Here is a 22348-nt window from a genome sequence, read left to right as displayed (position 1 = left end):
TGCTAGGCTCTGAGCGATGGAGCTGTTGCGCTGTCGCTCGTAGCTGTCAGAAAGGCGGGTCTTTTCTTGAAAGACCGCCTCGGATCTTGCCAGACTAGCCGCGGTTCCAGTTGTCCGGGTTCGGCCGCTGAACAAAGTGGTTCAAAAAAGAAAAATTTGGAGCATTAACGCATGAAGGCATTAGGCAAAAAGCTCGCTGGCAAGACTCTGATCGCCATGTCCCTGATGGGCGTGATGGCGGGTGCGGTTCAGGCGGACGACAAGGTGTTGCACGTTTACAACTGGTCCGACTACATCGCGCCGGACACGGTTGCCAATTTCGAGAAAGCCACGGGTATCAAAGTCGTCTACGACGTTTTCGACAGTAACGAAACCCTGGAAGCCAAGCTGCTGGCCGGCAAATCCGGTTACGACATCGTGGTGCCTTCCAACAACTTCCTGGCCAAGCAGATCAAGGCCGGTGTTTATCAGGAACTGGACAAGTCCAAGCTGACGAACTGGAAGAACCTCGACGAAGACCTGCTCAAGGCGGTTGGCGACGCCAGCGACCCGGGCAACAAACACGCGTTCCCGTACATGTGGGGTTCGATCGGCATCGGCTACAACCCGGAGAAGGTCAAGGCCGCGCTGGGCGTCGACAAGATCGACTCCTGGGACATCGTGTTCAAGCCTGAAAACATCGAGAAGCTGAAAAGCTGCGGCGTGAGCTTCCTCGACGCCCCGACCGAAATGATTCCGGCGGCTTTGCACTACCTGGGCAAACCGACCAACAGCAAAGACAAGGCTGACTTGAAAGCCGCCGAAGACCTGTTCCTCAAGGTGCGTCCTTCGGTTGCCTACTTCCACTCCTCGAAGTACATCTCGGACCTGGCCAACGGCAACATCTGCGTGGCGGTCGGTTACTCGGGTGACCTGGAACAATCCAAGGCCCGCGCCAAGGAAGCCGGTGACAAGGTCAAACTGGCCTACACCATTCCCAAAGAAGGTGCCGGTACTTTCTACGACATGGTCGCCATTCCCAAGGATGCCGAAAACGTCGAAGCCGCCTACAAGTTCATGAACTACCTGCTCGAGCCGCAAGTGATGGCGGGCATCACCAACGCCGTGCGTTTCCCGAACGGCAACAAGGCTGCCACGCCGATGGTGGACAAGGACATCACCAGCGATCCGAGCATCTACCCTTCGGCTGAAGTGAAGAAGCAACTCTATGCGATCAGCGATCTGGACGCGGCCACCCTGCGCCTGATCACGCGCAGCTGGACCAAGATCAAATCCGGTAAATAAGCCGGTTTGAAGCAGCCACCGCTGGCCGTCGTCTGCGCGAAGGCGGCCAGCGGTGCAATTAAATGACAGAAAGTTTTGCTGGAACGGTTTTTCGAGGGTAAGTTGCGCGCCGGTTTTGTTGCCGGGCAGCCATGGCTGTCATGCAACGGGGGGCAACTTGGGCCCAACTAAACTAGAGGACCTCCACTTGCCTATTTTTTCTTCTTTGCGCAATGCCCTGCTGGCCGCTGCCGGCCTGACGTTCGCTGTCGGTGCCCAAGCTGCCGGTACTGTGCATATTTATAACTGGTCGGATTACATCGGCGAGACCACCCTGGCCGATTTCCAGAAAGACACCGGGATCAAACCGGTCTACGACGTGTTCGATTCCAACGAAACCCTGGAAGGCAAACTGCTAGCCGGGCGTACCGGTTACGACGTGGTCGTGCCGTCGAACCACTTCCTCGGCAAGCAGATCAAGGCGGGCGCGTTCCAGAAGCTCGACAAGGCGCAGTTGCCGAACTATGCCAACCTCGATCCGGTGCTGCTCAAGCGCCTGGAACAGAACGACCCGGGCAACCTGTACGCCGTGCCGTACCTGTGGGGCACCAACGGCATCGGTTACAACCCCGAAAAGATCAAGGCAGCGCTGGGTGTCGACACGATCGACTCCTGGGCTGCGGTCTTCGAGCCGGAGAACATCAAGAAGCTGCAGAGTTGCGGTGTGGCGTTCCTCGATTCCGCCGATGAAATGATGCCCACGGTTCTCAACTACATGGGCCTGGATGCCAACAGCACCAACCCCGACGATTACAAAAAGGCCGAAGCCAAGTTGCTCGCGGTGCGGCCTTACGTGACCTACTTCCACTCCTCCAAATACATCGCGGACCTGGCCAACGGCGACATCTGCGTGGCCATCGGGTTCTCCGGCGACATGTTCCAGGCCAAGGCCCGGGCAACGGAAGCCGGTAAAGGCGTGAACATCGCCTACTCGATCCCGAAAGAGGGCGGCGCCCTGTGGTTCGACATGCTGGCGATTCCCAAGGACTCGTCCAACGTCAAAGAGGCCCATGCCTTCATCAACTACTTGCTCAAGCCTGAGGTGATTGCCCAGGTCAGCGATTACGTGGGCTACGCCAACCCGAACCCGGGGTCGGACACGTTGATGGAACAGTCGATCCGCGAAGACGAGTCGGTGTATCCACCCCAGGCGGTCCTCGACAAGACCTACGTGTCGATTGAACTACCGCCAAACATTCAACGTTTGATGACCCGCAGCTGGACCAAGGTCAAGTCGGGTAAATAGTGACAAAGGCTCAGCCTATCCAAGGTTTCGCCCGTATTGGGCGAACTGCACTCTTTTTGTTGGGAGTTTCGTAAATGGCAGTTGCCTCCGGCGCCTACAAGAAAGCCCTCGAGGGCGACCAGACACCTAAACAGGTGCTGGTCAAAATCGACCGGGTCACGAAGAAGTTCGACGAGACGATTGCTGTGGACGATGTGTCCCTGGAAATCAAGAAAGGCGAAATCTTCGCCTTGCTCGGCGGTTCGGGTTCGGGCAAATCGACCTTGCTGCGCATGCTCGCCGGTTTCGAGCGACCGACCGAGGGGCGGATTTTCCTCGACGGCGTGGACATCACCGACATGCCGCCGTACGAGCGGCCGATCAACATGATGTTCCAGTCCTACGCACTGTTCCCGCACATGACCGTGGCGCAGAACATCGCCTTCGGCCTCAAGCAGGACAAGATCCCGGCCGCTGAAGTCGACGCCCGGGTGGCCGAGATGCTCAAGCTGGTGCAGATGAGCCAGTACGCCAAGCGCAAGCCGCACCAGCTGTCCGGTGGCCAGCGCCAGCGTGTGGCCCTGGCCCGCTCCCTGGCCAAGCGGCCGAAGCTGTTGCTGCTCGACGAGCCGATGGGCGCGCTGGATAAAAAACTGCGCTCGCAAATGCAGCTGGAATTGGTGGAAATCATCGAGCGCGTCGGCGTGACCTGCGTCATGGTGACCCACGACCAGGAAGAGGCCATGACCATGGCCGAGCGCATCGCGATCATGCACCTGGGTTGGATTGCCCAGATCGGCAGCCCGATCGACATCTACGAAACCCCAACCAGCCGCCTGGTCTGCGAGTTCATCGGCAACGTCAACATCTTCGAAGGTGAAGTGGTGGACGACGCCGAGGGCCATGCGCTGATTACCTGCAAGGACCTGGACCGCAACATCTACGTCGGCCACGGCATCAGCACCTCGGTGCAAGACAAGTCGGTGACCTACGCGATTCGTCCGGAAAAACTGCTGGTCACCGCCGATATGCCGACCTGCGAGCACAACTGGTCGAGCGGCAAGGTCCACGACATCGCCTACTTGGGTGGTCACTCGGTGTTCTACGTCGAATTGCCGAGCGGCAAGCTGGTGCAATCGTTCGTCGCCAACGCCGAGCGCCGGGGCCAGCGTCCGACCTGGGGTGATCAGGTCTACGTCTGGTGGGAAGACGACAGCGGCGTGGTACTGCGCTCATGAATACGCGAAAACTCAAGCGTCGACTCAGTCGAATAATTCCTGGTGGCCGTCAGTTGGTCATCGGCGTTCCGTTCCTCTGGCTGTTCCTGTTCTTCATGCTGCCGTTCTTCATTGTCCTGAAGATCAGCTTCGCCGAAGCAGACGTAGCCATTCCGCCGTACACCGAGATCTACAGCTTCGTCGAGCAGAAGCTGCAGTTGCTGCTCAACCTGGGCAACTACGTGATGCTCAGCGAGGACGAGCTGTACATTGCCGCTTACCTCGGCTCGTTGAAGATGGCGCTGATCAGCACCACTCTGTGCCTGTTGATCGGCTACCCGATGGCCTACGCCATCGCCAGTGCGCGCAAGGAAATGCAGACCGTACTGGTCCTGCTGATCATGATGCCGACCTGGACCGCGATCCTGATCCGCGTGTACGCGTGGATGGGCATCCTCAGCAACAACGGCCTGCTCAACGGCTTCTTGATGACCATGGGCTTGATCGACGAACCGCTGCAGATCCTCAACACCAACCTGGCGGTCTATATCGGCGTGGTCTATTCCTACCTGCCGTTCATGATCCTGCCGCTCTACGCCAACCTGGTAAAACACGACACCAGCCTGCTGGAAGCCGCGTCCGACCTGGGTTCGAGCACCTTCAACAGTTTCTGGAAAATCACCATCCCGCTGTCGAAGAACGGCATCATCGCCGGCTGCATGCTGGTGTTCATCCCGGTGGTGGGTGAGTTCGTGATCCCGGAACTGCTGGGCGGTCCGGAGACCCTGATGATCGGTAAAGTGCTCTGGCAAGAATTCTTCAACAACCGCGACTGGCCGGTGGCGTCTGCCCTGGCGGTGGTGATGCTGTTGATCCTGATTGTGCCGATCATCCTGTTCAATCGTAGTCAGGCCAAGGAAATGGAGGGTAAAGAATGAAGCGCTTCCGTTTCTCCAGCCTGATGCTGGTAGTGGGCCTGTTGTTCATCTACCTGCCGATGCTGATCCTGGTGATCTACTCGTTCAACGCCTCGAAACTGGTGACGGTGTGGGGCGGCTGGTCGATCAAGTGGTACGTCGGCCTGCTGGACAACAGCCAACTGATGGGCTCGGTGGGGCGCTCGCTGGAAATCGCCTGCTACACCGCGATCGCAGCCGTCGCCCTGGGAACGCTGGCCGCGTTCGTCCTGACCCGGATCACCCACTTCAAGGGCCGTACGCTGTTCGGCGGCCTGGTCACCGCGCCGTTGGTGATGCCGGAAGTGATCACCGGTCTGTCGCTGTTGCTGCTGTTCGTGGCCATGGCGCAGATGATCGGCTGGCCACAGGAGCGGGGCATCGTCACCATCTGGATCGCCCACACTACGTTCTGTGCCGCCTATGTGGCGGTGGTGGTGTCGGCGCGCTTGCGTGAGCTGGACCTGTCCATCGAAGAGGCGGCCATGGACCTGGGGGCGCGGCCGTGGAAGGTGTTCTTCCTGATCACCATCCCGATGATTGCGCCTTCGCTGGCAGCGGGCGGCATGATGTCGTTCGCCCTGTCGCTGGACGACCTGGTACTGGCCAGCTTCGTCTCGGGCCCGGGGTCCACCACCTTGCCGATGGAAGTGTTCTCGGCGGTGCGTCTTGGGGTCAAGCCCGAGATCAACGCCGTGGCCAGCCTGATCCTGTTGGCGGTGTCGATCGTCACTTTCCTGGTCTGGTTCTTCAGCCGCCGCGCCGAAGAAAACCGCAAGCGGGCGATCCAGCAGGCCATCGAGGAAAGTGCTGCCGACTCCTGGAAACAGCCCGACGTACGCCGGGCCCAGGCGCCGGAAGCCGTTTGAGTCGGGAGGGTTGACCGCAATCCTGTGGTCAACCCCCAACCCCTGTAGGAGCGAGCTTGCTCGCGAAGAACCCAAGGACACCGCGTTAAGCCAGGCTTGACGCGTCATCGTTGACGACCATCGCGAGCAGGCTCGCTCCCACAGTAGCTTTTGGTGCTCACAGATCCTGCATTCACCCATTGATGTTTACGCAGCCCAAGGGGATTGGCGGATGACCTGGACGAAGTTCATCGGCTGGAACCCCGGTTCCTGATCCATCAGGACATCCGTCTTGACGTTGCCGAACGTTGTCTGTGGACGATGGCGCAAGCCGTCGGCAAACGCGCAGATGATGCACTCCTTGAATCCTTCACCCCGCGGGTGGGCATGCACCACGGCGTCGCGCTGCACGCTGGTAAAGGCCGCGTAGTCCAGGCCCAGCACGTCCATTTCGACCCCGGCGGTCACCAGTGCAACGGTCGGGCGCAGGTGTCTGGGCACGCCGGGGGTGGTGTGCAGGGCAATCGACAGCCAGACCTGCTCAATGTCGTCATCGCTCAAGCCATAGGGTTTGAGAAAGGCGGCTGCGGCGTTGGCGCCATCGACTTCAAAACGCTCATCATCACTGCGATGCCCAGCCACCAGGCCCAGGTCGTGGAACATCGCACCGACGTACAGCAACTCCGGATCGTAGGCCAACTGCTGGCGCTCGCCGCTCAAGGCACCGAACAGGAATACCCGACGCGAATGGTGGTACAGCAGGTCAGACTCGCTGTCGCGGATGTACTCGGTGGTGGCCCGGGCGAGGGCGCTGTCAGGGATCCTGATGCCGGCGATGCTGCTCATGGTGTTGACCTCCTGGGAACGCCGGGTTGGCGTCGATGAGTCCAGTCTCAATCCACAGGCCCCAGGCAACAATCGGCACAGGGTAACGATCCCGGCCAATCAACCTGCAATTCGTGCCAGTTGGCTGCCTGGGCCTGAATTGGCTAGGGTTCAATCGTGGCCTGTGACACGGTGTGCGGCGGCTCACACTCATTCAATGCCCAAGAAGGCGATCCAGCCCATGAGCAAAACTGTTGCCATCGTGGTGTTCTCCGGCGTCCAGGCGCTGGACGTGACCGGTCCCATGGATGTGTTTTCCGAGGCCAACCGCTTTCTCGAGCCCGAGGAGCATTACCAGTTGCAGGTGATCGGCGTCGAACAGGGTCTGCTGCCATGCTCCAACGGCCTGACCCTGCAGGCTCACCAGCACTTCAGCGCGGCGCTGCAGGCCTACGATTTGCTGCTGGTGGCCGGTGGGCCGCAATTGCCCTTTGTCGATTTTGGTCCGGCATTCGACCATTGGCTGCGCGATGCCAGCGCCCGGTCACGGCGCTTTGGCTCGATCTGCAACGGCGCCTTCCTGCTGGCCCGCGCGGGATTGCTCGACGGCAGGACGGTCACCACCCATTGGGGTGATGCCGCGGCGCTGGCGGCACTGTGCCCGACCACTCGCGTCGAGGCCGACCGGCTGTATGTCGAGGACGGCGCGCTGTTCACCTCGGCCGGGGTCACGGCGGGGATCGACCTGTCGCTGTACCTGCTGGCCAAGGACCACGGTCCGCAGGTGGCCTTGAGTGTGGCCAAGCGCCTGGTGGTGTTTACCCAGCGCACGGGTGGCCAGTCGCAGTTCAGTCCATTTCTCACGCCCTACGCCGAGGAAACCTCACCGGTGGCGCGGGTCCAGCATTACGTCATGGCCAACTTGACGGGCGACCTGGCCATTGTCGACCTGGCCGTGGCGGCAAACATGAGTGCGCGCAACTTCTCCCGGGTGTTCACCCGGGAAGCCGGGGTGACCCCGGCCGAGTTCGTGGAGCAGGCGCGGGTGGACGCCGCGCGGGTCATGCTGGAGAGCTCGCGGGCCGCACTCAAGACTATCGCGTACCAGTGTGGGTTTCGCGATGCCCAGCACATGCGCAGCGTGTTCAATCGACGCCTGGGCGTGACGCCGTTGCAGTTCCGGCTGAACTTTTCGTCGGCGGTTTGAGAGGCGTCGCCTGCCCACTCCGTGCCGCCACTGTCCGCCAGCCGGGTGCCAGCCGCTTCAGCGGGCCGGCAACAGCTTCAAGGTGCTGCGCGTATTGGCGCTCACTTCTTCCTCGCTGAAATGCGCCTGGTGGTAGACACCCTCGATGTACGCCTCGGCCTGGTCTTGGTAGTGCGCATCGAAAGGCACGCCGCTCTGGCCGATCGGGTTGATGGTCAGGCCGTGGGCCGGGTCGGCGAAATCGATGATGCGCCGGGTCGACGGGCCATAGGTCACGGGCCAGGGTGCCGGGCCGATTTTCGCCGACAGGTTGTTCGGCACTTCGTGACTGCCCGGGGCTTCGAACGGACCGACGTTAAAAATGCGCTCCAACGGTTTTTGCGTGCCCAGCGGATGGCCGTGGGTGAGGGTGTGGGCCTTGCCCCATTGCCATTGTGTGGCGTCTGCGCCGAGAGTGGTTTTCAGGTGAGCGATGCTGGCGTGCCACGCGGCCTTGACCACGTCGGCGCGGGTTTCCTTGCCCAGGGTGTCGCGGTTGTCCCACCAAGGGGAATCGGGGTTGGCAGCCAGTCGGGGCAGGGCGGCGTCGATCACCCGGGTCGAGAGCAGGGTGTCGAAAAAGCTATCGCCCAGTTCATCGTGCAGCGCACCGTCGGCCAGGTTGAACAGGAACTGGTTGAACAGCGTGGCACGGGTGGATTCCAGCGGGTAATCGCCTTGCCAGGCGGCCAGTTGATCCAGCCATTGCCGCTCCTGCGGGTCGCTGACCACCTCGCGCAATACCGGCAGCAACGGTGCCAGCAGGCGCGGGCCGTACCCGGTGGTGGTGCCCAGTTGCAGTGCCTGGGTGTTGTCCAGGTCCCACTTGAAGTTCTTGTCGCTCAATTGCAGGTTGAGCTGCTGGCCGCGGTCGGCCAGGTTGTAGTAACCGGGAATCTCCATGCCGGTGGGTGACAGCGGCTGGAAGTTGGCGGAGACGATGTAGCCGCGGGCCGGGTTCTCTTCCTGCGGGTTGGCGCTGAAGGGGTAGAAGCCGTCCTTGTCCGCCTGATTGCTGCTGCCGTCGAGGATGAAGCCCGGCTTGACCCCCGCCGGACGCTTGGGCAGTTGCGCGGCCGCCCACCAGCCGATATCCCCCTTGGCGTTGGCCCAGACGATGTTCAACCCCGGGGCCTGGACCTTGGCGGATGCGGCCCGGGCCTTGGCCAGGGTGTCGGCGCGGTTGAGTTGGTAAAAACCTTCGAGGATCGGGTTCTGGGTATCGAGGAACGCCCACCACATGGCGATCGGCGTCTTGCCGGCGCTGGCCCCCAGGACATCGTTGATGATCGGGCCGTGGGGCGATTGGCGCAGGGTCAGGGTGACGGGGGCCTGGCCCTTGACGGCAATCTGTTGCTCGCTGTTGATCAGATCGACCCACTTGCCGCGGTACCAGACCTGGTTGGCGTTGTCCGGATTGACCTTCTCGGCGATCAGGTCGAGGTCGTCGTTCTGGAACATCGTCAGGCTCCAGCCGAAGTCCAGGTTGTGACCAAGGAAGGCGAACGGCACCAGCGCCTGATGGTGCCCGTAGAGTTCGAAACCGGGGGCTGACAGCTGCGCTTCGTACCACACCGAAGGCGTCGAGAACCGAATGTGCGGGTCGCCGGCCAGCAATGGCTTGCCGCTCTTGGTGCGACTGCCGGCCACCACCCAGGCATTGCTGCCCTCGAATTGTGGCAGGCCATGCTCGGCCAGCGCCTGCTGGCTGAGGCGGGCAATGGCGTTGAGGTCTTGCCAGTCGGTGCTGCTGAGGGCCGGCGCGCTGCTGTGTTGCTGGGCCAGCACGCCTTTGGGCTGCCAGTCGAGGTCGAAGATGTTCAGGTAGTCATTACCCAACTGATCGCGCACGTAGGTCAGCAGGGGCTCGGTGCGAAAGGCCGCGGCAAAGCTGTAGGCCATGTAGCCGGCGACACTGACGGTGTCCTGGGCGGTGAACGGCCGCTTGGCGATGCCCAGCACGTCGAACTCAATGGGCGCGGCGTGTGTGTCCTGATACTGGTTGATCCCATCCAGATAGGCCTGTAGGGCCTTCCACGCCGTCGACTCCTTATCCAGTGCGGCCACATAAGTCTCGGCACGCTCGCGAATGCGCAGGCTGCGGAACAGTTTGTCGGTATCCAACAGTTTTGGCCCGAGCACCTCGGCCAGTTCACCCCGGGACAGGCGTCGCATGATTTCCATCTGGAACAGCCGGTCCTGGGCCTGGACATAACCGAGGGCGCGATACAGGTCGATCTCGTTGCCGGCACGCAAGTGCGGGATGCCACGCTCGTCGTAGCGCACAGTCACTGAGCCCTCCAGGTGCTGCAACTGCACCTGACCCTGACGCGATGGTTGTTTGCTGTACACATACCAACCGGCCGCGGCGGCCAGCAGCACGAGTAACAGGGCCAGTAAGCTCAGGGCGCGTTTCATGGTGACTCCTTGTTCTTGTCAGGGTACCGCCTGTCGGGGCGGTCAACATGTAGCACAGAGCTGACGCACCGGGCAGGCAATACCTCGAAAAGTCCGGAATGCCCTAGGGCGCGTCACTGGCCCAGGGGCAGTAACACCCCACCGCCAGGGTATTGATGGCGTTTACCGGGCGGTCTTCGCTCAGGGCCTGCAGGATCGGTTCGATAAAGCTGTTGCTCGAATTGCACGTCAGGCCTTCGCTGTAGGGGCCGAAGTACGCCAGTTTGCCGCCGCGGTCCCAGATCGCTACGGCGGGGCTGGCAGGGACTTGCTCGGAGCCTGGGAGGACTTCGAGGGGTTTGAGGCTGCTCAAGGTGCTGGGCAATTGGCCCTGGCTACCGGGCTTTTGCACCGCGTAGAACTGCACGCCTTGTGGCCCGTAGTGCTCGAGCAGTTCGGCCAGGTGCTGTTGATTGCCGACGTTGCACGGGCAGGCCGGGTCCCAGAAGTGCACCACGCGAATCGCCCCGGGGCCGGCCAGGTGCTCGGGAAGGCGCAAGGGGTCGCCGGAAAACACCGCCGTGTGCGAACTGAAGGCCCGCAAGTAGCGTCCCTGGAACCAGTCATACGCCGCCCAGAGGACGCCGGCGCATAGCAGGGCGAGCAGGGTGGCAAGCAATGTCGTGCGGGCGTGCGGGCGCATGGGAAAGCTTCCTCGAAGGTCGCGTAGCTTGCCATGCTTGGCGCGACAGAAGAATATCGCAGGCCCATAAAGTCTGTTTCGCGCTGGAATCCCGATATGCCCGCCACCTTCAATGCCGATCATTTGCGTGCCAGCCTGCAAGCGCTGGCCTGCGCGCAGCCGTTGTCGGAGGAGGGCCGGGCCTATCAGCAGTTCTACGGCCTGGACTTTGCGGACCGCACTCTGCGCACCGGGCTGGGACGGTTCGAGGTCGATGGTTATGAGTTGGTCAGCCAGTTCTGGTGGCCCGAGCGAGCCAAGGCGACGCTCTTTCTGTTTCACGGTTTCTACGATCACACCGGGCTCTATCGGCATGTGATCGAGTGGGCGCTGGACCAGGGGTTTGCGGTGATTGCCTGTGACCTGCCGGGGCACGGCCTGTCCAGCGGTGAGCGCGCGAGCATCCGCGATTTTGCCGAGTACCAGGACACCCTGCAGGGGTTGTTCGTCGAGGCGCACTCCATCGATTTGCCGCAGCCGTGGCACCTGTGCGGCCAGAGTACTGGCGGGGCGATCGTGATCGATCATGTGCTTTACCAGGGGCAAGACAGCCCGGCGCAGGGCCAGGTGGTGCTGCTGTCGCCGCTGGTGCGGCCGCGTGCCTGGGGCTGGTCACACCTGAGTTACTACCTGCTCAAGCCCTTCGTCAAAGGCATCGCCCGGCGCTTCAGTGAAAACTCCAGCGACCCGGCGTTCCTGCCGTTCCTGCAAGCCGACCCGCTGCAGCCGCTGCGTCTGCCGACCGCCTGGGTCGGCGCGCTGGCCCGCTGGATCAAACGCATCGAAGCGGCCCCGCGCAGTCCCCGGCGGCCGCTGATCATTCAGGGCCAGGCGGATATGACCGTGGATTGGCAGCACAACCTTGAAGTGTTGGCGGGCAAGTTCGACCGGCCCCAGGTGTTGACGCTGCCCGAGGCTCGCCATCATTTGGCCAATGAAACCCAGGCGTTGCGCCAGGAGTATTTCGGGTTTCTGACCAAGCGGATCAAGGGGCGTAATCCGTAACGCCCCTGCCGGCGCCGACCTTTACTGATTCAGGTTCGAGGTGCTTTGGCCGACAGCCAGGCCCGCGCGGATCGCGGCCAGTGCTGCCTGGTAATACGCCTGGCCTTCGGGTGATTCGGCAAAGTTGGCGAACTCCTCCAGTTCCGCGTCCGACAGGTCGCGATAGACATACAGCAGGGTGTTGTTCAGGTCGCTGCCGATCTGCTCCATCAGGCGCTGGCGCTGGCCGTTCAACATACTCTGGGCCTGACCGCCGCCGAGCAGGCCGGGAATCATCTGGCTCAGGCTGTCCGCCGCCACACCGGCGATCGCCAGGCTGACTTCGGCACCGGCTTCACGGGCCGGCAGTGCTCGGGCCAGATGACCAATGATCAACTGACGGGTGTCGCTGGCTTCGATTTTCGGCAGGCCCTTGGCATTTTTCGCCAACTGGTCGCGCCGGGTCGCCAGCAGTTCGGCGGCAATGATCTTGCGGCCCAGCGGCGACTGGAAAAAAACCAGCGCTGGTGTGGGGTCGGCGAGGTTCTTGCGCAATTGCGCTTCGGCCCGGCGATCCATGGCCTGCGGCGCAAAACGCTGATTGCTGTTATTGACCAACGCCTGGAACACTGCCGGCGGCAAACTGCTTTGGTAGCGTTGCTGGGCGGCGCTGAGGGCATCGCTAAAATGCGCGCGCTGGTCGGGCCAGCCGGCGACCTTGTACAACTGGTCGTGGCCGTCTGCCCAGGAGGGAAAAGTGCAGAGCATCAACAGTGAAAAAAGCAAACGGCGCATAAGGACTCCTGTCGGCAGGCGACTATTCTCCGGGGCCAGACACAGGTTGTCGAGAATTCGTATCATGTTCATCAGCTTATCCGACGATCCTCCGCTATGTGGTGCTGTCGGATTTGCTGGCGCAGGAATACTATGCGCGCCATGCAAATACCCTCCGATCACCCGCTGCTGTTACGTATCGTGGACGACCTCGCTGTGCGCGGCTGGTCGCAGCAGCCAATTTTCCTGCCTCAGGTTCTGACCGGAGCACTGGCGGCTGAGTGCCGTAAACGTGCGGCCGAGGGTGAACTGGCGCCAGCGGCCGTCGGGCGCGGGCCGTTCTCGGAGATTCGCGAGGGCATTCGCGGCGATCACATCCAGTGGCTGGAGCCGGGTCAGGTCGAGGCGTGCGACCTTTACCTGGGCTTGATGGACAGCCTGCGCGAAGCCATGAACCGCGGCCTGTACCTGGGCCTTGAGGATTTCGAGAGCCATTTCGCGCTGTACCCACCTGGGGCGTTCTACCGCAAGCATGTCGACCGCTTTCGCGACGACGACCGGCGGATGGTCTCGGCGGTGATCTACCTCAACGACGCCTGGCTGCCGGAGCATGGCGGTCAGTTGCGTATGTACCTGGAGGAGGGCGTGGAGCACGATGTGGTCCCCATCGGCGGTTGCCTGGTGGTCTTCCTGTCGGGTGAAGTGCCCCACGAAGTCCTGCCCGCAACCCGCGAGCGCCTGTCATTGACCGGCTGGTTTCGTCGACGCGGTAACGAGTTGTTCTGATGATGCAGAAAATCCTGGTCAGCCGCTGCCTGCTCGGCCACCGCGTACGTTACGACGGTGGTGCCAGCGGGCCGTTCGATCAATTGCAGCAGTGGATCGCCGAAGGGCGGGTGGTCGCGCTGTGTCCGGAAGTGGCCGGTGGCCTGCCTACGCCACGGGCGGCCGCGGAGATTCCCGGTGGGCAAGGTGCTGAGGTGCTGGACGGTAGCGCGCGGGTGATCACCACTGAGGGCGAGGATGTCAGTGCCGAGTTTCTGTCAGGTGCGCAGCAGGCCCTGGCGCTGGTGCAACAGCACGCCATCCGGATCGCTGTGCTCAAGGCCAACAGCCCGTCCTGCGGCAATCTGCTGACGTATGACGGGACCTTCAGCGGGGTCAAGGTCAGCGGCGAAGGCGTCACCGCCGCCCTGCTGACCCGGCATGGGGTGCAGGTATTCAGCGAGCTGCAACTGGCTGAAGCGGCGGCGGCCCTGCAAACCGACCCCGACCTTTAAGGTTTTGGCGGCTGGCTCGCGTCCATGCCGAACCATTTTTCCGACAGCGCCATCAGGCGTCCATCTTTCTTGATCTGTTGCAGGGCTCGGTCGAGGCTGGCCTGGAAGGCTGGGTTGCCCTTCTGGAAGGGAATTGCCAGGCTCAGGGTCGGGCCGACCTTGGCGCCTTCTTTCACCGGCAGACGGCTGTCGCGGATCGCATAGGGGATCAGCAGGCGATCGCTGATGGCGGCGTCGAGCTGCTTGTCGGCCACGCCCTTGAGGGGTTGCTGGGCGTCGGGGTAGCTGTGCAGGTCGATGCCTTCGACGCTGCGGGCCTGGTCGACGAACTGACTGCCTTGCGCCACGCCCAGGGCCTTGCCGTTGAGGGCCAGCAGGGAGCCGAATGGACGCTGTTCTTCCTGGCGCACGATCAGTTGAGCGCTGGAATAGCTGTAGGGTTCGCTGAAATCGAAACGATCCTTGAGTTCCGGGGTCAGTGCTATGTGGTTGATGGCGATGTCGTACTTGCCGCTCTCGACGCCTGGCAGCAGGTCCGTGGAGTCGGTCACCACGAAGTCGGCGCGCACATCCAATTCACTGGCCAGCAGTTGGCCGAGTTCGACTTCGAAGCCGGTGAGGCGGCCGTCATCCTTGAAATTGAACGGTGGGGTGTCGGCTTCCAGCGCTATGCGTAATTCACCGCGGTCGTTTACATCGTCAATCAGTTCAGCGTGCGCCAATGGGCTCACAAGGGGCAGCAACAGTATCAGGCCAGGCAAAAAGCGCATGGTCACTCCTTGAATTCGTTATGTGCGGCGCGCTGCTGCGGCGCGCTTTGCTATGGTGTTGAGGTCCTTCGACAACGAATCGCCACGAAGTTGTCACACTCATCAAGATTAAGCGTAAAACTGGAGAAAAGAATGAAAACCTTTATGTCACGTGCTGTTTTGGCCAGTCTGTTACTCGGTGCTTCGATGATGGCCAGCGCTGCGACCCCCGCCCCGGCTGGCGCCAAGGCGTTTATTGTGACCCCGGAAAATGGTGCCACCGTGGACAAGACCTTCAAGGTCAAATTCGGCATTGAAGGCGTGGCGCTGGCCCCGGCGGGCGATACCACCAAAAACACCGGCCACCACCACCTGCTGATCGACACTGGCCCGATCGCCGCGGGCCAGGTGATCCCGGCTGACGCCCAGCATGTGCATTTCGGCAAGGCCCAGACCGAAACCGAGCTGACCCTGACGCCTGGCACGCACACCTTGCAACTGGAGTTGGGCGACAAGAACCACATGGCCTTCGAGCCGCCGATCGTTTCGGAAAAAATCACTGTGACGGTGAAGTAATTCGCCAGGCATAAAAAAGGGAGCCCCGCGGGGCTCCCTTTTTATTGACGCTTGAGCGTTAGAACAACACGCGGCAGCGAATGGTGCCGTTGATGTGTTGCAGCTTCTCTTGCGCCAGGTCCGAGTACTCGGCGTCGACGTCGATCACGACATAGCCGACTTTCTCGTTGGTTTGCAGGAACTGACCGGAAATGTTGATGCCGTTTTCGGCGAAGACCTTGTTGATCTCGCTCATCACACCCGGGATGTTCTCGTGGATGTGCAGCAGGCGGTGCTTGCCAGGGTGAGCCGGCAAGGCCACTTCCGGGAAGTTGACCGAGGATACCGACGTACCGTTGTCGCTGTACTTGACCAGCTTCTCGGCCACTTCCAGGCCGATGTTGGCTTGCGCTTCAGCGGTGGAGCCGCCGATGTGCGGGGTCAGGATCACGTTGTCCAGGCCACGCAGCGGGCTTTCGAACTCTTCGTCGTTGGAGCGAGGCTCCACCGGGAATACGTCGATGGCGGCGCCGATCAGGTGCTTGTCCTTGATCGCAGCGGCCAGGTGGTCCAGTTCAACCACGGTGCCGCGTGCAGCGTTGATCAGGATGCCGCCCTTCTTGATGGCGCGGATTTCCTTCTCGCCGATCATCCACTGGGTCGCAGCGGTTTCCGGAACGTGCAGGGTGACGATGTCGGACATGCCCAACAGCTCGTGCAGGTTGCCGACCTGGGTGGCGTTACCCAGTGGCAGCTTGGTCACGGTGTCGTAGAAGTAAACCTGCATGCCGAGGCCTTCAGCCAGCACCGACAGTTGAGTACCGATCGAACCGTAGCCGACGATACCCAGCTTCTTGCCCCGGATTTCGAAGGAGTTGGCCGCACTCTTGATCCAGCCGCCACGGTGGCAGGAGGCGTTCTTTTCCGGGATGCCGCGCAGCAGCAGGATCGCTTCGGCCAGCACCAGCTCGGCAACGGAGCGGGTGTTGGAGTATGGCGCGTTGAACACGGCGATACCGCGTTCGCGGGCCGCGTTCAAATCCACCTGGTTGGTGCCGATGCAGAAACAGCCGACGGCGACCAGCTTCTTCGCGTGATCGAAGATCTCTTCGGTCAGTTGAGTGCGGGAGCGAATGCCGATGAAGTGCGCATCAGCGATCTTTTCCTTCAACTGGGCTTCCGGCAGAGAACCCGTGAGGTACTCGATGCTGGTGTAGCCAGCCGACTTGAGAACGTCGACAGCCGATTGGTGGACGCCTTCGAGAAGAAGGAACTTGATCTTGCTCTTATCGAGAGAAGTCTTGCTCATCTGCGTAAACCTGTATCCCGGAGAAAAATGGCAGGAAATGGTCAACAGACGCTGACCCAGACGGCAAGAAAGCCGTCACCGCAGAACAGCCTTTGGGCACTACCCTGCGGGGGCGGTATGCTAGCATACGCACCCCGCTAAACACTCATTCCTGCGACGTGAAGCGTTCTCAGGATGACCATGAATTGTTCGAGAGTTCTTTCGATGACCAATCCTGCCCTGATTGATGAGCTGAAGACCCTGGTTGAGCCTGGCAAGGTGCTGACCGACGCCGACTCCCTGAATGCTTACGGTAAGGATTGGACCAAGCATTTCGCCCCGGCCCCGACGGCTATCGTGTTCCCCAAGACCACCGAGCAGGTCCAGGCCATCGTGCGCTGGGCCAACCAGCACAAGGTCGCCCTGGTGCCGTCCGGCGGGCGTACCGGGCTGTCGGCTGCTGCGGTGGCCGCCAATGGCGAAGTGGTGGTTTCGTTCGACTACATGAACCAGATTCTCGATGTGAACCTGACGGATCGCACGGTGGTGTGCCAGCCTGGGGTGGTCACCGAGCATCTGCAGAACGTGGCTGAAGAAAAGGGCCTGTACTACCCGGTGGACTTCGCGTCGGCCGGTTCCAGCCAGATTGGCGGCAACATCGGCACCAATGCCGGCGGGATCAAGGTCATTCGCTACGGCATGACCCGCAACTGGGTGGCGGGCATGAAAGTCGTCACCGGCAAGGGCGACCTGCTGGAGTTGAACCGCGACCTGATCAAGAACGCCACCGGCTACGACATGCGCCAGCTGTTCATCGGCGCCGAAGGCACCCTGGGTTTTGTGGTCGAAGCGACCATGCGCCTGGACCGCGCACCGAAAAACCTCACCGCGATGGTCCTGGGCGCCGCCGATTTCGACTCGATCATGCCGGTGCTGCACGCCTTCCAGAGCAAGCTGGACCTGACCGCCTTCGAATTTTTCTCCGACAAGGCCCTGGCCAAGGTCCTGGCTCGTGGCGACGTGCCGGCGCCCTTCGAATCCGAATGCCCGTTCTACGCGCTGCTGGAATTCGAAGCGACCACCGAAGAGGTGGCCAACCACGCCCTGGAAACCTTCGAACACTGCGTTGAACAGGGCTGGGTGCTCGATGGCGTGATGAGCCAGAGCGAATCCCAACTGCAAAACCTGTGGAAACTGCGCGAGTACATCTCCGAGACCATTTCCCACTGGACTCCGTACAAAAACGACATTTCGGTCACGGTGTCGAAAGTCCCGGCGTTCTTGAAGGAAATCGACGCGATCGTCGGCAAACACTACCCGGACTTCGAAATCGTCTGGTTCGGCCACATCGGCGACGGCAACCTGCACCTGAACATCCTCAAGCCAGAAAACCTGAGCAAGGACGAGTTCTTTGCCAAGTGCGCGACGGTCAACAAGTGGGTGTTTGAAACCGTCGAGAAGTACAACGGCTCGATCTCGGCCGAACACGGCGTGGGCATGACCAAGCGCGATTACCTGACCTACAGCCGTTCGCCGGTGGAAATCGAATACATGAAAGCCGTCAAGGCGGTGTTCGATCCGAACGGCATCATGAACCCGGGCAAGATCTTCGCTGTTTGAAGGTGCGGTACCTGAAGAATCCCTAAGGCAGGAGGCGGTAATGAGCTATCAGCACCAGTATGTCGACGGTACCCGCATTCATTTCCCGCTAGGGAAAGTGGTGTGCATCGGGCGCAACTACGCCGAACACGCCAAGGAACTGGACAATCCGGTACCGACCGAGCCGTTGTTGTTCATCAAGCCGGGCAGTTGCGTGGTGCCGCTGGAAGGTGGCTTTGCGATTCCAACTGAACGCGGCTCGGTGCATTACGAGGCGGAAATCGCGGTGTTGATTGGCAAACCCTTGTCGACCAAGCCAAGCCGTGAAGAAGTGCTGGATGCGATCTCCGGGTTTGCCCCGGCCCTGGACCTGACCCTGCGCGACAAGCAGGCCGAGCTCAAGGCCAAGGGGCTGCCGTGGGAAATCGCCAAGTCGTTCGACGGCGCCTGTGTGCTGGCGCCATTCGTGGTCAGCAGCACCTTTGCCGACCTGACCGACATCGGCATTCGCCTGACCATCAATGGCGAAGTCCGCCAGGACGGCAACAGCAGTGCCATGCTCAACCCGATCGTGCCGATGATCCAGCACATGGCCGGCTGCTTCTCGCTGCAGGCCGGTGACGTGATCCTGACCGGTACGCCAGTGGGCGTCGGCCCGCTGAATGTCGGGGACGAACTGGTCCTGGAATTGCCGGGTGCCGGTAGCTTCGCCAGCAGCGTGCGCTGAATCAAGACACGGCATAGGGAGACCCTGTGGGCGCGGCAAGCCTGCTCCCACAGGGTCTCCCTATGCCATGGGGCGTGGCGACAAACCCAACTCCATTAAGCTTGAATTCATCAACGCGTGATATTCCATCCGCCCGATTGGTTTTTGAGCTCGCCCCATGCGCCGACTTGCCCGCCCCAAGCCCCTTGCCTTGATGTTGTTGATCGCCGCTTTGCTGGCGTTGGCCATGCTGGGCCAGTACTACCGCCTTTACGAGCGCACCTGGTTCAACCTGCAAGCCTGGCTGCACCCGGTCAGTGAGCATTCGATGGCACTCAATGACTATCGTGTGGTGCTCGAGGCGAAGCCGATCGAAGGCCTGGACGATGACGTCTCGGCCTTGACCTATGATCCGGTGCGCAAAAGCCTGTTCACCGTCACCAACAAGAATTCCGAACTGGTCGAGATGTCCCTCGACGGGCGCATCCTGCGCCGGGTCGCGCTGATCGGTTTTGGCGATCCGGAAGCCGTGGAGTTCATCAGCGCCGACACCTACGTGATCAGCGATGAGCGCCAGCAGCGGCTGATCAAGATTCATCTCGAAGACGACACGGCCTTCCTCGATGCCGCCGATGCCGAACAGATGACCCTGGGCATGCACATGACCCGCAACAAGGGGTTCGAGGGCCTGGCCTACGACTCCAAGGGCAAGCGCTTGTTTGTCGCCAAGGAGCGCGACCCGATGCTGATCTATGAAGTGCAGGGTTTTCCCCACTACAACCCGGAAAAATCCTATGCCGTGCACGTGATCAACAACCCCAAGCGCGATGCCGGGCTGTTTGTGCGCGATCTGTCGAGCCTGCAATACGACGAGCGCAGCGGCCATTTGCTGGCGCTGTCGGACGAGTCGTTTCTGGTGCTGGAGTTGGATATCGACGGGCGGCCGTTAAGCACCATGTCGTTGACCAAGGGGCGCCAGGGCCTGCAAAAGACCGTGCCGCAAGCGGAGGGGATCGCCATGGATGACGATGGGACCTTGTACCTGGTGAGCGAGCCGAACCTGTTCTACGTATTCAAGAAACCCAATCCGTAGGAGCAAGCCTGCTCCCACGGGGTGTATGCAAAACCTGTGGGAGCGAGCCGGGCGGCGCTCCGCTTGCTCGCGATGAGGCCGGCACAGCCAACACCCATGGTGCCAGACACACCGTCATCGCGGGCAAGCCGCAAGTCGCAAGCGAGCGCCGCAAGCGGGTACCCGCTACAGCATCAGGCCTTGAGGGTCTTCACGCCTTCGCTGGTCCCCAGCAGCAGCAGGTCCGCCGGGCGGGCGGCGAACAGGCCGTTGGTGACCACGCCGACGATGGCGTTGATCTGCTTCTCCAGCTCCACCGGGTTGGTGATCTGCATGTTGAACACGTCGAGGATGATGTTGCCGTTGTCGGTCAACACGCCTTCACGGTACACCGGGTCGCCGCCCAGCTTCACCAGCTCGCGAGCCACATGGCTGCGGGCCATCGGGATCACTTCAACCGGCAGCGGGAAGTTGCCCAGCACCGGCACCAGCTTGCTCGCGTCGGCGATGCAGATGAAGGTCTTGGCCACGGCTGCGACGATCTTCTCGCGGGTCAGGGCGGCACCACCGCCCTTGATCAGGTTCAGATGCTCGTCACTTTCATCGGCGCCGTCGACGTAGAACTCCAGGTCGCTGACCGTATTGAGCTCATACACCGGGATCCCGTGGCCCTTGAGGCGCGCGGCGGTGGCTTCGGAGCTGGCGACCGCGCCGTCGAAGGCACCCTTGTGCTGGGCCAGGGCGTCGATGAAGCAGTTGGCGGTGGAGCCGGTGCCGACCCCGACGATGCTCTTGTCGTCGAGTGTGGGAAGGATGAAATCGACGGCGGCCTGTGCCACTGCCTGTTTGAGTTGATCCTGGGTCATGCGGGCTCCGAGGTGCCGTGAGGGGGACAGAAGGCCGGCATTATAGCGCCATGGCCGGCTAAAACCTCTGGATTCGTGTGGTCGCCTGGGCAAAAGCCGGGTTAGACTCCGTGGTCCTGCCCAACCCGCTCAGTGATGCTTTCCGATGCTTGAACAGTACGTCAAAAAGATCCTCACCTCGCGCGTTTATGACGTTGCCGTAGAAACCCCTTTGCAGACTGCCCGCCAGCTCTCCGAGCGGCTGGGCAACAAGATCTGGCTCAAGCGCGAAGACTTGCAGCCGGTGTTCTCGTTCAAGATTCGCGGCGCTTACAACAAGCTGACTCAGTTGACCGACGAAGAGCGTGCACGCGGCGTGGTCACCGCCTCAGCGGGTAACCACGCGCAAGGCCTGGCCCTGGCGGCCAAGGTGCTGGGGGTCAAGGCGACCATCGTGATGCCCAAGACCACCCCGGAAATCAAGGTCGAAGGCGTGCGTTCGCGCGGCGGCAAAGTGGTGCTGCACGGAGATTCGTTCCCGGAGGCCCTGGCCTATTCGCTCAAGCTGGTCGACGAAAAAGGCTACGTCTACATTCACCCCTATGACGATCCGCACACCATTGCCGGGCAGGGCACGGTGGCCATGGAGATCCTGCGCCAGCATCCGGGTCCGCTGGACGCGATCTTCGTGCCGGTGGGGGGCGGTGGCCTGATCGCCGGGATCGCGGCCTACGTCAAATACCTGCGCCCGGACATCAAGATCATCGGCGTCGAGCCGGACGACTCCAATTGCCTGCAAGCGGCCATGGCCGCTGGCGAGCGGGTGGTGCTGCCGACCGTGGGGATCTTTGCCGACGGTGTAGCCGTGGCGCAGATCGGCCAGCACACCTTCGACATCTGCAAAGACTATGTCGATGAAGTGATCACCGTCAGCACCGATGAAATCTGCGCGGCGATCAAGGACATCTACGACGATACCCGCTCGATCACCGAGCCGGCCGGCGCCCTGGGCGTGGCCGGGATCAAGAAATACGTCGAGTTGCGCGGTGTCACCGGGCAGACCCTGGTGGCCATCGACTCCGGCGCCAACGTCAATTTCGATCGCCTGCGCCATGTGGCCGAGCGCGCCGAACTGGGCGAGGGCCGCGAAGCCATTATCGCGGTGACCATTCCAGAGCAGCCGGGCAGCTTCAAGGCGTTCTGCGAAGCCATCGGCAAGCGCCAGATCACTGAATTCAACTACCGCTACAACACGGGCAGCGAAGCGCACATCTTTGTCGGCGTGCAGACCCATCCGGAAAACGATCCGCGCAGTGCGCTGATCGCCAGCCTCAGCGAGCAGGGTTTCCCGGTGCTCGACCTGACCGACAACGAGTTGGCCAAGCTGCACATTCGCCACATGGTCGGCGGTCGTGCAGCCCATGTGGTCGATGAAGTGATCCTGCGTTTCGAATTTCCGGAGCGTCCCGGGGCGCTGTTCAACTTCCTCAACAAGCTCGGCGGGCGCTGGAACATCTCGATGTTCCACTACCGTAACCACGGTGCGGCCGACGGCCGGGTGGTCGCGGGCCTGCAGGTGCCCCACGACGAGCGCCACTTGGTGCCGGCGGCGTTGGCGCAAATCGGCTACCCGTATTGGGATGAGAGCGACAACCCGGCCTACCAGCTGTTTCTGGGCTGAACGGCTACGCTGATGCACAGGACTTGAGGGAAATTG

At 61.6% G+C, this 22348-nt stretch carries 21 protein-coding genes; 14 read left to right on the top strand and 7 right to left on the bottom strand.

Translation table 11 applies throughout. The features are described 5' to 3' along the window. The first annotated feature begins 171 nt into the window (after positions 1 to 171). The 5 genes from AACY45_RS03480 to AACY45_RS03460 all read left to right on the top strand — a co-directional run bounded on the left by AACY45_RS03480 (position 172) and on the right by AACY45_RS03460 (position 5590). Positions 172 to 1284 carry a polyamine ABC transporter substrate-binding protein gene (locus tag AACY45_RS03480; RefSeq protein WP_339544163.1) on the top strand — a complete coding sequence of 371 codons (1113 nt, stop codon included), beginning with the start codon at positions 172 to 174 and terminating at the stop codon, positions 1282 to 1284. Positions 1285 to 1471: 187 nt separating this feature from the next. Continuing rightward, on the top strand, positions 1472 to 2569 hold the full coding sequence (locus AACY45_RS03475) for a polyamine ABC transporter substrate-binding protein (RefSeq protein WP_339544162.1): 1098 nt from the start codon (positions 1472 to 1474) through the stop codon (positions 2567 to 2569). Between the two features lie 74 nt (positions 2570 to 2643). After that, positions 2644 to 3786, top strand: coding sequence for an ABC transporter ATP-binding protein (locus tag AACY45_RS03470; RefSeq protein ID WP_095164689.1), 1143 nt, complete (start codon positions 2644 to 2646; stop codon positions 3784 to 3786). A 35-nt stretch (positions 3787 to 3821) separates the two neighbouring features. Continuing rightward, on the top strand, positions 3822 to 4703 hold the full coding sequence (locus tag AACY45_RS03465; RefSeq protein WP_339544188.1) for an ABC transporter permease subunit: 882 nt from the start codon (positions 3822 to 3824) through the stop codon (positions 4701 to 4703). Beyond that, positions 4700 to 5590 (top strand): ABC transporter permease subunit, encoded by an 891-nt coding sequence (locus tag AACY45_RS03460; protein ID WP_339544161.1) that lies wholly within the window; start codon positions 4700 to 4702, stop codon positions 5588 to 5590. Before AACY45_RS03465 ends, AACY45_RS03460 begins: the two co-directional genes overlap by 4 nt. A 186-nt stretch (positions 5591 to 5776) precedes the next feature. On the opposite strand, the gene AACY45_RS03455 is transcribed toward AACY45_RS03460, so the two are convergent. Next, the gene (locus AACY45_RS03455) at positions 5777 to 6415 is read right to left on the bottom strand and encodes an HD domain-containing protein (RefSeq protein ID WP_339544160.1); all 639 of its coding nucleotides are present in this window, start codon (positions 6413 to 6415) and stop codon (positions 5777 to 5779) included. A 220-nt stretch (positions 6416 to 6635) separates the two neighbouring features. Between AACY45_RS03455 and AACY45_RS03450 the strand changes: the two genes are divergently transcribed. Further along, the gene (locus AACY45_RS03450) at positions 6636 to 7601 is read left to right on the top strand and encodes a GlxA family transcriptional regulator (protein WP_339544159.1); all 966 of its coding nucleotides are present in this window, start codon (positions 6636 to 6638) and stop codon (positions 7599 to 7601) included. 57 nt (positions 7602 to 7658) lie between these two features. On the opposite strand, the gene AACY45_RS03445 is transcribed toward AACY45_RS03450, so the two are convergent. Both AACY45_RS03445 and AACY45_RS03440 read right to left on the bottom strand, forming a co-directional pair. After that, the gene (locus AACY45_RS03445) at positions 7659 to 10058 is read right to left on the bottom strand and encodes a penicillin acylase family protein (protein ID WP_339544158.1); all 2400 of its coding nucleotides are present in this window, start codon (positions 10056 to 10058) and stop codon (positions 7659 to 7661) included. Between the two features lie 103 nt (positions 10059 to 10161). After that, positions 10162 to 10740, bottom strand: coding sequence for a DUF6436 domain-containing protein (locus AACY45_RS03440; RefSeq protein WP_339544157.1), 579 nt, complete (start codon positions 10738 to 10740; stop codon positions 10162 to 10164). Between the two features lie 96 nt (positions 10741 to 10836). Between AACY45_RS03440 and AACY45_RS03435 the strand changes: the two genes are divergently transcribed. Beyond that, on the top strand, positions 10837 to 11784 hold the full coding sequence (locus AACY45_RS03435) for an alpha/beta hydrolase (protein ID WP_339544156.1): 948 nt from the start codon (positions 10837 to 10839) through the stop codon (positions 11782 to 11784). 21 nt (positions 11785 to 11805) lie between these two features. Here the strand turns inward: AACY45_RS03435 and AACY45_RS03430 are convergent, their stop codons facing one another. Beyond that, complete coding sequence (locus AACY45_RS03430) at positions 11806 to 12558, bottom strand: DUF2059 domain-containing protein (protein WP_339544155.1); 753 nt, start codon at positions 12556 to 12558, stop codon at positions 11806 to 11808. A 132-nt stretch (positions 12559 to 12690) separates the two neighbouring features. Between AACY45_RS03430 and AACY45_RS03425 the strand changes: the two genes are divergently transcribed. Next, positions 12691 to 13323, top strand: coding sequence for a 2OG-Fe(II) oxygenase (locus AACY45_RS03425; protein WP_339544154.1), 633 nt, complete (start codon positions 12691 to 12693; stop codon positions 13321 to 13323). 2 nt (positions 13324 to 13325) lie between these two features. Then, the gene (locus AACY45_RS03420; RefSeq protein WP_339544187.1) at positions 13326 to 13817 is read left to right on the top strand and encodes a DUF523 domain-containing protein; all 492 of its coding nucleotides are present in this window, start codon (positions 13326 to 13328) and stop codon (positions 13815 to 13817) included. On the opposite strand, the gene AACY45_RS03415 is transcribed toward AACY45_RS03420, so the two are convergent. Next, positions 13814 to 14587: a transporter substrate-binding domain-containing protein gene (locus AACY45_RS03415; protein WP_339544153.1), complete on the bottom strand. Its 774-nt coding sequence runs from the start codon at positions 14585 to 14587 to the stop codon at positions 13814 to 13816. The two genes, AACY45_RS03420 and AACY45_RS03415, sit on opposite strands and share 4 nt — an antisense overlap. Positions 14588 to 14719: 132 nt before the next feature. On the opposite strand from AACY45_RS03415, the gene AACY45_RS03410 reads away from it, so the two are divergent. Further along, on the top strand, positions 14720 to 15142 hold the full coding sequence (locus tag AACY45_RS03410) for a DUF4399 domain-containing protein (protein WP_339544152.1): 423 nt from the start codon (positions 14720 to 14722) through the stop codon (positions 15140 to 15142). 58 nt (positions 15143 to 15200) lie between these two features. Here AACY45_RS03410 and serA read toward each other — a convergent pair whose 3' ends face one another. After that, positions 15201 to 16430: a phosphoglycerate dehydrogenase gene (serA, locus tag AACY45_RS03405; protein ID WP_095164654.1), complete on the bottom strand. Its 1230-nt coding sequence runs from the start codon at positions 16428 to 16430 to the stop codon at positions 15201 to 15203. Positions 16431 to 16634: 204 nt separating this feature from the next. On the opposite strand from serA, the gene AACY45_RS03400 reads away from it, so the two are divergent. The 3 genes from AACY45_RS03400 to AACY45_RS03390 all read left to right on the top strand — a co-directional run bounded on the left by AACY45_RS03400 (position 16635) and on the right by AACY45_RS03390 (position 19807). Further along, positions 16635 to 18029, top strand: a complete 1395-nt coding sequence (locus AACY45_RS03400; protein ID WP_339544151.1) for an FAD-binding oxidoreductase — start codon at positions 16635 to 16637, stop codon at positions 18027 to 18029. 40 nt (positions 18030 to 18069) lie between these two features. Next, on the top strand, positions 18070 to 18735 hold the full coding sequence (locus AACY45_RS03395; RefSeq protein ID WP_095164652.1) for a fumarylacetoacetate hydrolase family protein: 666 nt from the start codon (positions 18070 to 18072) through the stop codon (positions 18733 to 18735). A gap of 157 nt (positions 18736 to 18892) precedes the next feature. Further along, on the top strand, positions 18893 to 19807 hold the full coding sequence (locus AACY45_RS03390; RefSeq protein ID WP_339544150.1) for an SdiA-regulated domain-containing protein: 915 nt from the start codon (positions 18893 to 18895) through the stop codon (positions 19805 to 19807). A gap of 173 nt (positions 19808 to 19980) precedes the next feature. Here AACY45_RS03390 and rpiA read toward each other — a convergent pair whose 3' ends face one another. Further along, positions 19981 to 20652 (bottom strand): ribose-5-phosphate isomerase RpiA, encoded by a 672-nt coding sequence (gene rpiA / locus AACY45_RS03385; RefSeq protein ID WP_339544149.1) that lies wholly within the window; start codon positions 20650 to 20652, stop codon positions 19981 to 19983. A 145-nt stretch (positions 20653 to 20797) separates the two neighbouring features. Here rpiA and ilvA point away from each other — a divergent pair, with 145 nt between their 5' ends. Beyond that, positions 20798 to 22312, top strand: coding sequence for a threonine ammonia-lyase, biosynthetic (gene ilvA / locus AACY45_RS03380; protein ID WP_339544148.1), 1515 nt, complete (start codon positions 20798 to 20800; stop codon positions 22310 to 22312). Positions 22313 to 22348 lie beyond the last annotated feature (36 nt).

The organism is Pseudomonas sp. RA_35y_Pfl2_P32, from assembly GCF_963970735.1.
In the GTDB taxonomy this organism is placed as follows: Bacteria; Pseudomonadota; Gammaproteobacteria; order Pseudomonadales; family Pseudomonadaceae; genus Aquipseudomonas.
This window is presented reverse-complemented; position numbering and strand designations above follow the sequence as displayed.

What these genes read in the sequence shown, in the direction of transcription:
- rpiA (WP_339544149.1), bottom strand. Translation starts at nt 20,652, where the DNA reads ATGACCCAGGATCAACTCAAACAGGCAGTGGCACAGGCCGCCGTCGAT.
- AACY45_RS03415 (WP_339544153.1), bottom strand. Translation starts at nt 14,587, where the DNA reads ATGCGCTTTTTGCCTGGCCTGATACTGTTGCTGCCCCTTGTGAGCCCA.
- AACY45_RS03390 (WP_339544150.1), top strand. Translation starts at nt 18,893, where the DNA reads ATGCGCCGACTTGCCCGCCCCAAGCCCCTTGCCTTGATGTTGTTGATC.
- AACY45_RS03420 (WP_339544187.1), top strand. Translation starts at nt 13,326, where the DNA reads ATGCAGAAAATCCTGGTCAGCCGCTGCCTGCTCGGCCACCGCGTACGT.
- AACY45_RS03470 (WP_095164689.1), top strand. Translation starts at nt 2,644, where the DNA reads ATGGCAGTTGCCTCCGGCGCCTACAAGAAAGCCCTCGAGGGCGACCAG.
- serA (WP_095164654.1), bottom strand. Translation starts at nt 16,430, where the DNA reads ATGAGCAAGACTTCTCTCGATAAGAGCAAGATCAAGTTCCTTCTTCTC.
- AACY45_RS03425 (WP_339544154.1), top strand. Translation starts at nt 12,691, where the DNA reads ATGCGCGCCATGCAAATACCCTCCGATCACCCGCTGCTGTTACGTATC.
- AACY45_RS03455 (WP_339544160.1), bottom strand. Translation starts at nt 6,415, where the DNA reads ATGAGCAGCATCGCCGGCATCAGGATCCCTGACAGCGCCCTCGCCCGG.
- AACY45_RS03400 (WP_339544151.1), top strand. Translation starts at nt 16,635, where the DNA reads ATGACCAATCCTGCCCTGATTGATGAGCTGAAGACCCTGGTTGAGCCT.
- AACY45_RS03445 (WP_339544158.1), bottom strand. Translation starts at nt 10,058, where the DNA reads ATGAAACGCGCCCTGAGCTTACTGGCCCTGTTACTCGTGCTGCTGGCC.
- ilvA (WP_339544148.1), top strand. Translation starts at nt 20,798, where the DNA reads ATGCTTGAACAGTACGTCAAAAAGATCCTCACCTCGCGCGTTTATGAC.
- AACY45_RS03440 (WP_339544157.1), bottom strand. Translation starts at nt 10,740, where the DNA reads ATGCGCCCGCACGCCCGCACGACATTGCTTGCCACCCTGCTCGCCCTG.
- AACY45_RS03480 (WP_339544163.1), top strand. Translation starts at nt 172, where the DNA reads ATGAAGGCATTAGGCAAAAAGCTCGCTGGCAAGACTCTGATCGCCATG.
- AACY45_RS03460 (WP_339544161.1), top strand. Translation starts at nt 4,700, where the DNA reads ATGAAGCGCTTCCGTTTCTCCAGCCTGATGCTGGTAGTGGGCCTGTTG.
- AACY45_RS03410 (WP_339544152.1), top strand. Translation starts at nt 14,720, where the DNA reads ATGAAAACCTTTATGTCACGTGCTGTTTTGGCCAGTCTGTTACTCGGT.
- AACY45_RS03435 (WP_339544156.1), top strand. Translation starts at nt 10,837, where the DNA reads ATGCCCGCCACCTTCAATGCCGATCATTTGCGTGCCAGCCTGCAAGCG.
- AACY45_RS03450 (WP_339544159.1), top strand. Translation starts at nt 6,636, where the DNA reads ATGAGCAAAACTGTTGCCATCGTGGTGTTCTCCGGCGTCCAGGCGCTG.
- AACY45_RS03430 (WP_339544155.1), bottom strand. Translation starts at nt 12,558, where the DNA reads ATGCGCCGTTTGCTTTTTTCACTGTTGATGCTCTGCACTTTTCCCTCC.
- AACY45_RS03395 (WP_095164652.1), top strand. Translation starts at nt 18,070, where the DNA reads ATGAGCTATCAGCACCAGTATGTCGACGGTACCCGCATTCATTTCCCG.